This window comes from Ignavibacteriota bacterium, assembly GCA_016713565.1.
Classification (GTDB): Bacteria; Bacteroidota; Ignavibacteria; order Ignavibacteriales; family Melioribacteraceae.
Window position 1 is genome coordinate 172687 of record JADJOX010000005.1, and the last position, 13184, is coordinate 185870.

General features: G+C 30.9%; 12 protein-coding genes. 3 read left to right on the top strand and 9 right to left on the bottom strand.

From position 1 onward, the window contains the following. Window positions 1–42: 42 nt before the first annotated feature. Genes xylA through uxuA form a run of 3 tightly spaced genes read left to right on the top strand, consistent with a single transcriptional unit; the run spans window position 43 to window position 3431 of the window. Entirely contained in the window at window positions 43–1377 is a 1335-nt protein-coding gene (xylA, locus tag IPK06_05415; protein ID MBK7979439.1) for a xylose isomerase, read from the top strand. A 54-nt stretch (window positions 1378–1431) separates the two neighbouring features. Then, window positions 1432–2244 carry an SDR family oxidoreductase gene (locus IPK06_05420; protein MBK7979440.1) on the top strand — a complete coding sequence of 271 codons (813 nt, stop codon included), beginning with the start codon at window positions 1432–1434 and terminating at the stop codon, window positions 2242–2244. Next, entirely contained in the window at window positions 2244–3431 is a 1188-nt protein-coding gene (gene uxuA, locus IPK06_05425) for a mannonate dehydratase (GenBank protein MBK7979441.1), read from the top strand. The genes IPK06_05420 and uxuA overlap by 1 nt, the downstream gene beginning before the upstream one ends. Before the next feature lie 74 nt (window positions 3432–3505). On the opposite strand, the gene IPK06_05430 is transcribed toward uxuA, so the two are convergent. From IPK06_05430 to IPK06_05470, 9 genes are all read right to left on the bottom strand, one after another. Further along, a complete protein-coding gene (locus tag IPK06_05430) occupies window positions 3506–4633 on the bottom strand; it encodes an endo-1,4-beta-xylanase (protein MBK7979442.1) in 1128 nt (375 codons plus the stop codon). 196 nt (window positions 4634–4829) lie between these two features. Further along, complete coding sequence (locus tag IPK06_05435) at window positions 4830–5339, bottom strand: PmoA family protein (protein MBK7979443.1); 510 nt, start codon at window positions 5337–5339, stop codon at window positions 4830–4832. Window position 5340: 1 nt separating this feature from the next. Next, window positions 5341–6069, bottom strand: a complete 729-nt coding sequence (locus IPK06_05440) for a PmoA family protein (protein MBK7979444.1) — start codon at window positions 6067–6069, stop codon at window positions 5341–5343. Window positions 6070–6281: 212 nt separating this feature from the next. Then, entirely contained in the window at window positions 6282–7313 is a 1032-nt protein-coding gene (locus tag IPK06_05445) for a LacI family DNA-binding transcriptional regulator (GenBank protein ID MBK7979445.1), read from the bottom strand. A gap of 110 nt (window positions 7314–7423) precedes the next feature. Continuing rightward, entirely contained in the window at window positions 7424–8407 is a 984-nt protein-coding gene (locus IPK06_05450; protein ID MBK7979446.1) for an aldo/keto reductase, read from the bottom strand. Window positions 8408–8437: 30 nt separating this feature from the next. Next, window positions 8438–8641: a hypothetical protein gene (locus IPK06_05455; GenBank protein MBK7979447.1), complete on the bottom strand. Its 204-nt coding sequence runs from the start codon at window positions 8639–8641 to the stop codon at window positions 8438–8440. A gap of 236 nt (window positions 8642–8877) precedes the next feature. Continuing rightward, entirely contained in the window at window positions 8878–10332 is a 1455-nt protein-coding gene (locus IPK06_05460) for a sigma-54-dependent Fis family transcriptional regulator (GenBank protein MBK7979448.1), read from the bottom strand. A 7-nt stretch (window positions 10333–10339) separates the two neighbouring features. After that, window positions 10340–11821 (bottom strand): ATP-binding protein, encoded by a 1482-nt coding sequence (locus IPK06_05465; protein ID MBK7979449.1) that lies wholly within the window; start codon window positions 11819–11821, stop codon window positions 10340–10342. 11 nt (window positions 11822–11832) lie between these two features. Then, a complete protein-coding gene (locus tag IPK06_05470; GenBank protein MBK7979450.1) occupies window positions 11833–13131 on the bottom strand; it encodes an extracellular solute-binding protein in 1299 nt (432 codons plus the stop codon). Between the last annotated feature and the right edge of the window lie 53 nt (window positions 13132–13184).

Here is a 13184-nt window from a genome sequence, read left to right on the forward strand (position 1 = left end):
TTTAATTTAATTGAAATTCACAATAAAAAAGAGAGAATAACTATGGCAGTCAAAATATCAATCGGCGAAAAAGAATTTTTTAAAGGTATTGGTAAAATTCAATTTGAGGGAAAAGATTCCAAAAATCCAATGTCGTTTAAATACTATGATGAGAATAAAGTTGTTGCGGGAAAATCTATGAAAGAACACTTTAGATTTGCAATTGCTTATTGGCATTCATTTGGAGCCAACGGCGCGGATCCCTTCGGTTCAGATACAAAAAAATATCCATGGTTAATAAATTCAGACCCAATTCAAAAAGCAAAAGAAAAAATGGATGCCGCATTTGAATTCATTACTAAACTTGGTGTTCCCTTTTATTGCTTCCATGATTTTGATATTGTAGAAGAAGGTGAAAACATTCCTGAAAGTGAAAAAAGATTAAGCACTATAATTGAATATGCAAAACAAAAGCAGAAAGATTCGGAAGTTAAATTACTTTGGGGCACCGCAAATTTGTTTTCAAATCCGCGTTATATGAATGGCGCAGCGACAAATCCTGACTTTAGTGTTTTAACATACGCTGCAACTCAAGTTAAAAATGCAATTGACGCAACAATTGAATTAGGCGGATCAAATTATGTATTTTGGGGCGGACGTGAAGGTTATATGTCATTATTAAATACAAACATGAAAAAAGAAATTGAACATTTAGGAATGTTTTTGAATAAAGCTAAAGATTACGGAAGGAAAAATGGATTCAACGGAACATTTTTGATTGAACCAAAACCGATGGAACCAATGAAACATCAATATGATTTTGACGTTGCGACAGTAATCGCGTTTTTACGTGAATACGATTTAATGAATGACTTCAAACTAAATATTGAAGTTAATCATGCTACACTTGCAAGCCATACTTTCCAGCATGAATTGCAAGTTGCCGCAAATGCCGGATTACTTGGCAGTATGGACGCGAACCGTGGTGATTATCAAAACGGATGGGATACTGATCAATTTCCAATAAACCTTTTTGAAATTACTGAAGCTATGTTGGTTATTTTACAAGCTGGAGGATTTAAAACAGGCGGCATTAACTTCGACGCGAAAACGAGAAGAAATTCAACCGATCTAGATGATCTTTTTATTTCACATATTTCCGGTATGGATGTTTTTGCGCGATCATTATTGATAGCAGATAAAGTTTTAAATAATTCAGATTATCTAAAATTATTAGACGAAAGATATGCAAGTTATGAAAGCGAAAAAGGGAAAGAATTTGAATCAGGCAAACTTGGTTTAGAAGAGTTAAGAGAAATTGCTTTAGCTTCGGGTGAACCAAAAAGAATTAGCGGTAAACAAGAATTATTTGAAATGATAATAAATGATTGCATATAATTTTATAAAAATAAATTTCATTATTTTTTTAGCTTAGGAAATTAAATGGATTTTTTGAATAATTTATTTAATCTAAAAGGTAAAACCGCCGTATTGACTGGAGGCGGCGGAATTTTAGCTTCTGAAATGGCAATGGGCTTTCTTAAAGCGGGCGTTAAGGTTGTCTTATTGGATATCAATGAAAATAATTTAAATTCAAAAGTTGATCAGCTGACTCAGTTCGGAGAAATTTCCGGAATAAAATGCAACGTCCTTGATGAAAAAAACCTAACAGAAGTTAATAATTCCGTTTTAACTAAATTCGGGAAAATTGATATTCTGATAAATGCTGCCGGCGGAAACATGCCCGGAGCAACAATAGGAATAGATCAAACCATTTTTGATCTTAAAATTGATGAACTGCAGAAAGTTACCAACTTAAATTTTTATGGTACAGTTTTACCTACATTGATTTTCGGCAAAACAATGTCTGACCAAAAAAGCGGATCAATAATTAATATTTCTTCAATGGCAACATTCAGATCAATAACAAGAGTTGTAGGATACTCTGCGGCAAAAGCTTCTGTCGATAATTTTACAAGATGGATGGCAGTTGAATTAGCTCAAAAGTTTGGTAATGGCATTAGAGTAAATGCAATTGCGCCCGGATTTTTACTTACAGATCAAAATAGAAATTTACTTACTGAAAAAGATGGTTCTTTAACACAAAGAGGAAAAGATATTATTCACATGACTCCATTTAAAAGATTCGGTGAACCTGAAGAATTAGTCGGTTCCGTTCTTTGGTTAGCAAGCGACGCTTCAAAATTTGTAACCGGAACCGTAATTCCAATTGACGGCGGATTCAGTATTTTCAGCGGGGTGTAATGGCATTTGAACAAACATGGCGGTGGTTTGGTCCAAAGGATCCATATAAATTAAAAGAGATCAAGCAAACCGGCGCTACAGGTATTGTGTCGGCTTTGCATCAAATTCCAGTTGGGGAAATTTGGAGCAAAGAAGATATAATCGAACGAAAAAATATTATTGAGTCGGAAGGCTTCAATTGGTCAGTTGTTGAAAGTTTACCTGTACACGAAAATATTAAAAAGAGAAAAAATAATTTTCAAAAACTTATAGAAAATTATAAATCTTCTTTAATAAATCTTTCACAATGCGGAATTGATACCGTCTGCTACAATTTTATGCCCGTATTGGATTGGTCAAGAACCGATCTTCAAGTTATAAATCATGACGGATCAATATCTTCAAAATTCGATTCAACCGCATTTAGAACCTTTGATTTATTTATTTTAAAACGTAAAGATTCAGAAATGGATTATACTTCTGTACAAATTGAAGAATCTAAAAAGTACTACAACAAATTAAGCCAAGTTGAAATTGATAATTTAATTTCAACAGTGCTTTATGGTTTACCTGGTTCAATGGACGCATATTCTCTGAATGATTTTATATATGCTTTAAGTGAATATAATGAGATAGGCAAACATGAACTAAGAAATAACCTTTATGAATTTATTAAAGAAATTATTTCAACTGCCGAAGAAAGCAATATAAATTTGGCAATTCATCCGGACGATCCGCCTTGGTCTTTATTGGGATTGCCAAGAGTTGTCGGAATTCGTAACGATTTAACTAATATATTAAATTCCGTAGAGACAAATAATAATGGATTAACCTTTTGTACTGGTTCACTTGGAGTTAATATTAATAATGATGTAGTTGAAATGGCTAAACAATTTTCATCACGCGTAAATTTTATTCACTTAAGAAATGTAGTACGAAATGTATCGGGAGATTTTAAAGAAACATATCATCTTGAAGGCGATATTGATTTATACAGTATTGTTAAAGAATTCTTACTTGAACAAAAAAGACGAATGGAAATTGGAAGAAAGGATTATAGAATGCCAATGCGTCCGGATCACGGACATTTACTCTACCCCGATTTCAACAGAGAAAACATATATCCGGGTTATTCTTTGGTAGGAAGATTAAAAGGACTCGCTGAACTAAGAGGATTGGAACTTGGAATAACTCGAACTTTATTTTAATATCTACAGCAAGTTTATTTTATTTTTATATTTTTAAAATTTCTGGCAATATTTTATCCAATCGAAATCATAAATTAATTGACAGTTTTTATAATATATTTAAAAGCAGGTTTAGGTAAATAATTTCTATCAAATAATAATGGATAAGCTTTTCTGCCGAATATTGGCCAGTTGTTGTGCCAACTGTCTGAATCGGAAACACCCCAAAAAGTTACCCGAGAAATTTTATTTTTATATTTATTGAACAAAGTGAAAAAATCTTCATATCTTTTTCCCAGTTTAACCTGCATCGAATCGGGAAACTCAGTTGGAAACGGATTATATTTTTTCTGAAGTTCATAATTTTTCGAAATATCAGCGCCGATATTTTTTTCGGGAAGCGGCAAAACTTGTACATCATGTTCAGTGATCATTAAGTTCACATCTAATTCTGAATATTTCGAAAGTGCAAAATCAATTTCATTGTTGCTAGGATATTCTAAGCCCCAATGTCCTTGAAGACCGATTCCGTCTATTTTAATATTTTTTGACTTTAGAGATTTTACCAATTCAATTACTTTTTTTAATTTGCCAATATGCCACATATTATAGTCGTTATAATATAGTTCTGTATTGGGATCCGCTTCATGTGCAAATTCAAATGCTTTTTCGATATAGTCTTCTCCAATAATGTTATACCATTTTGATTTCCTGAATTCGCCATTATCTTCAATTGCTTCATTAACTACATCCCAGCCATGAATTATTCCTTTATATCTACCTACTACCGTCATTATGTGTTCTTTCAATCTATTCAACAAAGTATCTCTTGAAACAAATTTTCCGTCTTCATCTTCAAAAACCCATGATGGAGTTTGAGCATGCCATAATAATGTGTGACCAATAATTAACATATTGTTTTTTCTGCCGAATGCCACGAAACTGTCAACCGGTTCAAAATTATATTTACCCGGTTCCGGGTGAATCTTTTCCCATTTCATTATATTTTCAGCTGTAATTGTATTGAAATGCTTCTCCACCAGCTCAACCGCCTTTTTATCTTTACCAATTATCTGATTCATATTGAGAGAAGTACCAATATAAAAACTATTTGCAAAAACTTCTTTCAGCGCCGGAATTTCGGCGTCGGATTGTGAAGCGCTTTTAATCCAAGCTGATAAAAGCATGAATGAAAGAATCAAACTAAAGTATTTTAGTTTCAACCGCCCTCCGATTTCTTATTAAATGTCTCAGACTTCTGTACTTATAATGTAATAAAGCAGATAGAAAATACTCAACCAAAAATAATTCTTATCTATTTTCAGTAGAATTAAAATTCCAATGATAAACACCGTATTGAATAAAATCTTTTTTACAACAAATAGTCTTTTGAATAATTTATTTATACTATAATTTTTGTTACTTCACACCATGTAAAATATTTGCGAAATTATGCCATTCATTTTCAGCGATATCTTTTGTCAATTTTCCATTAAATACAAGCAAACGATATTTTAACACATATGTTTTACCGGGAATCAATTCCCAGTCCATATTTTTTGTTGGTGAAAAATTTGCAAATACATCTCCCCTTTCATTTTGATTGAGTGGCCAAATTCTCAAAGGTTCGGGATGATTATAATTATTCGGAAACGACATGATTTCTATTCCAGCGTAATCTTTATCAATTTCTCCTTGAATAACGCACCACTTTGCCAATGAACCGTCCGCATCTTTTCTTGTATTTCCTTCTGAAGTCAAAACTTCACTATTATCTTGATCCCATTTTTCAGTTGCGCGCCAACCTAGCCCGCCATAGCGATATTCCAAAAGTTTAACCGGGCTGTCTGTTGCACAGCTCATTTCAAAGATTAGATCAACAATGTAACTTTCCGGGTTTTCCGAATTATATATTCTGATTGTCTGCAATTCATTTAGTGAATTTTTTTTCTAAACCATTCTTCTTAAAAACGACATGTTTATGGTGAACTTTAATTTCGCTGAAAATCTGACCTTCATTAAATGAAACTATATCATCGAATTTTACCGTACCTTCTAACTTTGCCAAATTCCAAAAATCAACAGTGTCCGATTCAAACAAAACGTGAGTCCATGGATTCCAAATTCCGTAATGGTGATAATGATCTTTCGGCTGAATTTGCGTTAGTATCTGTCCATGCGGTGAATAAACCGGATGAATGAACCCGCTTCTTTTATAACTTAAATCAATTCCTTCGGGCGGGAAAAGGGTTTTATACTGATAAGCTAAAATCGGTTTATTTGATTTTTCAAAGACTATTTTACCGTCATTATCTTTTAAAATTATTTTATTTTTTTCAATATATTTTGAAGTATCGGTTTTTATTTGATATTTGATTGATGTCTCATGAAGATCTTCTCCGTCCAAAAACCAATATAAATATCTGTGTTCGCCTTCTTTAATCTGACTAATTATTTTATTCAATTTCCCGTTTTCATTTTTAAATAATGAAAGATTTTCTGAAGGCAATTTTGTAATTTCATCAAGGTCTATGCAAACCGGAATTGATAATGCAGAATCAACTTGATTTATATTGATTTCGAATTCAACAACTTTTTGTGCTTTCATCGTAATAGAATTTAGTAATAAAAATATAAGAATTATATTATTACTCTTCATGACTTTTTCCATTTATTTTAATATTCATAATATTTTAATTTTTAAATTTGGTGATATACACTCCATAATATGATATTGAACTTTGTGTACCAATTAATTCCGTAAAATATTATTTTGTTATTATTCCCGAATCAAAAATATTTCGTCACTTGCATGGAATAAATTTATTTGCCTTCAAGTCAAGATTTCAAAGAAATTCTTTTATAGAATAATTATTTGTTTAAAACTTTCGTTGACTGTCTAATTATTAGTTCGGTCTTAAGTTCCACTCTTTCTATAGGTAAAATTTCATGTGCTTCAATATTGCGAATTAGGATTTCTGCTGCTTTGACTCCAATCTCATGAAGCGGCGCCTTAATTGTTGTTAATGGAACAGGATACATTTTTGAATAGAAAATATCATCATTACCTACAATACTTATATCTTCCGGAATTTTGACACTCAATTCCATTAAAGCCATCATAACACCCAAAGCCTGCTGATCATTAAAACAAACAATCGCCGTCGGATAATCTTTCCGTTTTAGACTTTTAAAATATTCCTTTGTTTTCAAAAAACTTTCATCGTGCTTTGAGCCTATGTTAACAATCATCTCTTTGTTGAATGCCAATGTTCTTTCGCTAAACGCATGTCTGAATCCTTCCACCCTTTCTAATGTATGCGACGATTGCAGAGGTCCGGCAAAATGAACTATTTTGGTATGTCCCGAATCAATAAGATATTTAACGGCATTTTTAATTGCTTTTAGGTTATCTATGGCAACAACATTGGCTTGAATTCCCTTTACATCCTCCAGAAGTACAAATGGATAATTGATCATCTTCAATTTGAATAAATGTTCAATTTCGGATGATCCTTCGACAACCGGCGCTATGATTGTCCCTTTTATATCTTTTGTCGAAAACAAGTGCGAGAATTTAACTTCACTTTCGTGATTATTTTCTGAACTGGTTATGATAACCGAGTAACCTAAACTGTTCGCATAAGATTTTACGCCATAAGCTATAGAAGTATAAAAAGGGTAACTTAAATCTTTTATTACTAGTCCGATCGTCTTATCAACATCTCCATTCTTTAATTTTCTAGCAATTCCCTGCGGGCGGAAATTCAATTCCTTCATTATGCTCAAAATTAAATCCCTAGTTGCAGGTTTAACCGAATTTTTCGCATTAATTACCGCAGATACTGTTCCTTTCGAAACGCCGGCTTTGTTGGCAACATCAACTATTGTTATTTTTCTCATACGATCTCCGAAGTTAAATTCAAAACTGAATTTATATGTATAATTTTTATTTTTAAATTTTTCATAATTTAATTTATAAATTTTGTATAAATATTTAATTTATTTTCAACTCACCATTTTTGGTGAATGTGTACTTTAATATATTTTTCATAAATATTTCTTATCTGCTTCATAGTAAATTCATCTAAACTAGAAATTTCTGAAGCGGCAATATTTTCTTTCAATTGTTCTATATTTTTTGCACCGGGAATTGCGCAAGTGACTGATTTATGTTCGAGTATCCATTTCAACGCAAATTGTGACAAAGAAAAATTTCGCGGACAAACTTTCTTTATTTCTTCAACAGCATTTAAAGCTAATTTCAAATCAACTCCGGAGAAAGTTTCGCCTATGTCAAACATTTCACCCTTTCTATTATAATTGCGGTGATCATTTTCAAGAAATTTGGTCTGTTTGTTAATTTTTCCGGTAAGTAATCCAGAAGCTAAAGGAACCCTAGCAATAATGCCGATATTTTTTTTTTCTGCCTGTAAAAAAAATAATTCAGACGGTCTTTGTCTGAACATATTAAAAATAATCTGAACTGTTTGTACATTTGGAAATTCCATTGCTTTCAGTGCTTCTTCAACTTTTTCAACACTTACTCCATAATATTTTATTTTTCCTTGCTTTGCAAAATCATCGAGATATTCAAAAACTTCAGGCATGTAATAAACAGCAGTCGGCGGACAATGAAGTTGAAGTAAGTCCAGCGCATCGACATTTAAATTCTTCAAACTTTGTTCGATAAATTTTTGAAGATTGTCTTTAGAATATCCTGAATCGATATGCGGATTAAGTTTTCGTCCGGCCTTTGTAGCAACAATTATTTTATCTTTATATTTTTTTTTAAGCTCGGAAATTAATTTTTCACTCTTTCCATTTCCGTAAACATCAGCAGTATCAAAAAAATTTACTCCATTTTCAGCTGCATAGTTTAAGGTTTCAAGTGAGGTTTTATCATCAATATTTCCCCAATCGCCGCCAATTGCCCAAGCACCAAAACTAATTTCGGATACTTCCCAGCCTGTTTTCCCAAGTTTTCTGTAATTCATAATTCAGTGAAGTTAAAAAAATATTTTAATTTATTGGCAAAAATTCTCCAACATTTTTGTTAAAATTATACTAGTTTTTCCGCCCAATATTATTTTACTAAAACAAAATAAATTTTTATTTAATATTAATTTTCTCGTAGTATAATTTTCGTCCCATGGAATTTTACAATCATCTAAATTTGATTTTGTCAATGCCGAACTTTTATTCTTATGATTGTCTAATTTTTTTTCCAATTGTTGCGTGATTAAGAAAATCTGAATAATAAAAATTAGCAGCGGAAAAAGATTGGGTTTATATAAGATTTTCATCTTTCAAGCTTTATAAAAACAATTATATTTGGTTTTAATAAACATATTTAACATTTTGAACAATTGAAACGGTTTTAAAATACTGTTTAGAACAAATTTTTGCAATAAATATTTTCACATTTATCATTTTTTTTTGAAATGAATCAGCGGGATAATTGAATTTATTTCAACCCCAATTCTTTGCACATTCTGTAAAAATTTGACGGTGCCAATCCCAATTTTTCAGCTGCACTCGAGTCGGAGCTTGAAACACTTTTTACGTAAGTTATATATTTTACTCTAAATTCTTTTTCAATTTCTTTCAACGGCACAATTCTATCGAAATTGATACTATCCAAGTTTTTATTTTCTTTAATTATTCTATGGTTTCTTAAAATCATAGGATTGCTTACATCTTTTGCTGTTATAATTCCTTGAGTATTTAGTACCAATCTCTGGACAACGTTTCTCAATTCACGCACATTTCCAGGCCATTTATAATTTAATAAAATTTCTTCCGCTTCAGGTTCAAGAATAGGCATTGGAATTTCAAGATCATTCGTAAAATATTCTAAAAAGTGATAGAATAGATCAAGAATGTCCTTTCCTCTGTATTTGAGCGGAACTACGTCAATTGGAATTACATTCAGCCTGTAATATAAATCTTCTCTAAATTTACCTTCGCTTACTAATCCAATTATATCTTTATTTGTCGCGGCAATAATTCTAACGTTTACGGATATATTTTTTGTTCTGCCAATTTTTTCAATTTCACCTTCTTGAATAACGCGCAGCAGTTTCACTTGTGCTGATAAAGGCAATTCCGCTATTTCGTCTAAAAACAGTGTTCCGTGATCCGCAATTTCGAATAACCCTTGTTTATTTCCCGATGCGCCTGTAAACGATCCCTTCTGATAACCGAATAATTCACTTTCAATTAATTCGCCGGGAATACTGCCGCAATTTATGGGCACAAAGTTTTCGTGTTTTCTTTTACTGTTCAAGTGAATATTCCAGGCAACCAATTCTTTTCCTGTCCCTGAATCTCCGCTGATCAAAATATTTGCGTCGCTCATTGCATATTTTTTGATCATATTTTTTAATTCAATCATAGGAGTTGATTCACCGATGATTTTTTTTGTTTCCAATAAAGATTCAATATTTTTATTTAAGCGGGTATCAGATTTACTTTTTTGCTTTTCAAGTTTTTTCTTTTCGTAAGCATTAAAAATGCTTAGAATAAAATCGGTAGGCTGATAAATATAATCTTCAATATTACCAGGGAACTTTGTACAATACCAAAATGCGCCCGATTTAATTAAACTATTCGCAAAATTATAATCGGTAATGTTTATTGTCATTTTGGTAATTACGATAATTTGAATAAATCTGTCGCATTCTTTAATTTTTTGAATTAACTCCTCTCCTTTCCAGCCGCCGGAAATTTGATAATCTAAAATCACGACATCGCATCTATCGGGGAATTCCTTAATATATTCTATCGCTGCTTTTCCATTCGAAACAACTCTATCAACATACAATCGGTTTTCATAATATCTTAAAGTATTTTTAACACGCTTAACATCAAACTCTTCATCTTCAACTAATAAAATATTGATTTTAGGTTTATCCGACATTCAGTCCTCAGTTTTTAATTTTAATTACAAAATTGCATCCGCCCGAATCTTTATTAAATACATCTAAATCCCAACCGCATCTTAAAACAGCCATTTGATAAGCAATATAGCATCCATAACCCGAATTGGTATTTTCCATTTTTTTAGTTGTTTTATTTTCAAGAAAAATATTCTTTATCCCTTGTTCATTTTCCATTAAAAGTTCATTATCAACTCCAACACCGTCGTCTTCAATTGTAACTGTAGTAATGTTTTTCTCTAAGTCAATTTTTGTAGAAACAATAATATTAATAAATTTCTTATTTCCATGGTCAATACTGTTTTGAATAAGCGGTTCTACAATTTCCCAAACAACAAATTCATTTACATTTACTTTTGGAATTCTTTCATCCAAATTGAGTTTGAATTCAAACATATCATTTTTACTGCTTAAACGTAAAAATATATTATCAATAATAAATTGAATTACTTGATTTATATCCGTCCTAAACATAGGATTTATTATTGTATTTATTGCTTGATCGTACCATTTCATATCATAAATAATTCTTGATATAAAATTTGAGTAAGTAATTATTTTTTGTTTTAGTTCATAAATATTTTCCGAATTTGCGCTTCTGACATCTTCCTTTATAAATCCAATAATCTTTTCCGCTTTATGATGTGTATGATAAATTCTTTTGGTAAACAATGATTCCTTTTCTGCCCGGACTTGGTTTTTGATATTTTCTTCATGTTCTTCAAATAATTTTTGTCTAGCCTCATTCCTTTCTTTTACGGCTTCAGACGAAACCCAGAAAATAGCCAATAATCCAATAAATATTAATATTGAATATATGATTGATACATTATCAAAATTCTTCGCCACTTCATTTGAAATAAAATTAAAATTGGGAGTTATTTTCATATACATTACGCCCAAATATTCACCGTCTGGAACAAATGGAACAAGTATATTAAATGTTTCGTTATTATGGAGCTCGCTGTATATAATTTCGTTTTCCTTCATTGAATCTTTATGACGAAGAAATAAGCCGACTTCGTTTACATATTTTGCATTTTCATATTTGAACGGACTTAATTTATTTAAAAGAAATTTATATAAATCAATACCGGAATCAATTACATACAATTTGTTTTCTTTAATAATTATTAAGAAAATACTATTAACGCTTTTCTGCAATAATTGCTGCTTAACAATTACATTAAACGATGAAATAATTTTTCTTTCTTCAAGATCATTTACAAATTTCTGAAGAATTAAATTCTCAAATAAAAGTTCCATACTGGTTGATGTAATAATGGCAAGTCTTTCGGCTGAATGTTTTTGATACCAGTTTTGTGTCTCTTCCAAATATTTGTTAAGAGATGATTTCTGAACAAATGCCAAAATAATTTGAAACAAAATAAGTACTATAAAAAATACGGTTATGTGTCTGATCTCAAAACCGTACTTAGAAAACTTATTTCTTATTTTATTCTTTAACATTTAATTCACAGTTATTTAACAAGCATTTTGTCATATAAAATATCCTGAGTCGCCATTTTAACTGCATCTTCAACAGTTATTTTATTCTTAATTGCTAAGGCAAAATAATGAGCCATAATTTTTGAGTACTTTGTATATTCCGGATGAGCCGGTCGGTAATACCCAATATTATATATTTTTATCAATTCATTTATATTAGAATACTTTCTCAGATATTTTTCATCAGAATAGAATTTCTTAATAACCGGAGCAAACCCAGCTTGTTCATAAATTATTTCCTGCGAACTTTCACTTAAAAGGAATTTAATAAAATCAATTGTTTCTTTTTTATTGTCTGAAAACTTTGGAATCATCAAATTCCAACCACCGAGGGTTGACGCTTTATTACCGTCTTTAAAATGAGGGATTGGCATAGTTTTCAGCATATTTTCTTTTTCAATATTAATCGGTGAATCTTGAAAATCTTTATTATATGTCTGCCAGCCTCTTATAAAATAAGCGTCATTATTCAAGAAATATGTAAAGCTTGGAACTTCTGTAAATTCAGTTACTACTTTTGGCGTAAAATTATATTTGTTAACAAAATCAACTAAAAGTTTAAGTGCTTTTCTAGCTTCATCCGTATTCATATTGAAATTATTTTTTTGAAAGTAATTTGAATCGATGCTGTACAAAAGATCCATGAATACGCAAATCAAACCTTCATAATCAGCCGCGGGGAAAATATAAATTGGGTTTGTGATTTTTGAATCCAGCCCTAATTTTATAAAATCTTCCCACGTAATATTTTCCAAAGAATCGGCTGTAATTTTTCCGTTTAAGAATTTATCAATCAAATCATTGCGGTAATAAAATAATGAAAGAGAAATGTCCAATGGTAATGCTACTAATTCATTATTGTAATAACACGACTTTAATGTTTTGTCAAGAATATTATTTTTTTCATCTTCGGTAAAATATTTGTCCAATGGTTCGCACCATCTCGCAAACCTTTGTGTCCAAATAACATCAACAGCAAGAAGATCGATACCATCTCCTCTTCCTCTTAATGATCTTGCTAATAGTTCTTTTCTATCGTTTGTACTGAAATCATAATTAGAGAAGTCAATAGGAATTACTTTTACTTTTCCTTTATTCTGCTGATTATATCTGTCAATTAAAATTTTATGGGCAATAGTTATTCTATCGGCAAAATAAATTTCTTTTACGGGGTTAGATGAAGTGGAAATACTTAACAAATAAAATAAAACATAAATTATGGATATAATTAAGAGAAAAGTAAAACCCCATTTTTGTTTTAATCTAATCATTAATTCGGAAATATTTAGATGAATTTTATTTGTTAAGAATGAAATTGAAAACA

Excerpts from the sequence above, each read along its gene's own strand:
- IPK06_05450 (MBK7979446.1), bottom strand. The coding sequence starts at position 8,407 with ATGAATTACAGAAAACTTGGGAAAACAGGCTGGGAAGTATCCGAAATT.
- uxuA (MBK7979441.1), top strand. The coding sequence starts at position 2,244 with ATGGCATTTGAACAAACATGGCGGTGGTTTGGTCCAAAGGATCCATAT.
- IPK06_05470 (MBK7979450.1), bottom strand. The coding sequence starts at position 13,131 with ATGATTAGATTAAAACAAAAATGGGGTTTTACTTTTCTCTTAATTATA.
- IPK06_05445 (MBK7979445.1), bottom strand. The coding sequence starts at position 7,313 with ATGAGAAAAATAACAATAGTTGATGTTGCCAACAAAGCCGGCGTTTCG.
- IPK06_05460 (MBK7979448.1), bottom strand. The coding sequence starts at position 10,332 with ATGTCGGATAAACCTAAAATCAATATTTTATTAGTTGAAGATGAAGAG.
- IPK06_05440 (MBK7979444.1), bottom strand. The coding sequence starts at position 6,069 with ATGAAGAGTAATAATATAATTCTTATATTTTTATTACTAAATTCTATT.
- IPK06_05465 (MBK7979449.1), bottom strand. The coding sequence starts at position 11,821 with ATGTTAAAGAATAAAATAAGAAATAAGTTTTCTAAGTACGGTTTTGAG.
- xylA (MBK7979439.1), top strand. The coding sequence starts at position 43 with ATGGCAGTCAAAATATCAATCGGCGAAAAAGAATTTTTTAAAGGTATT.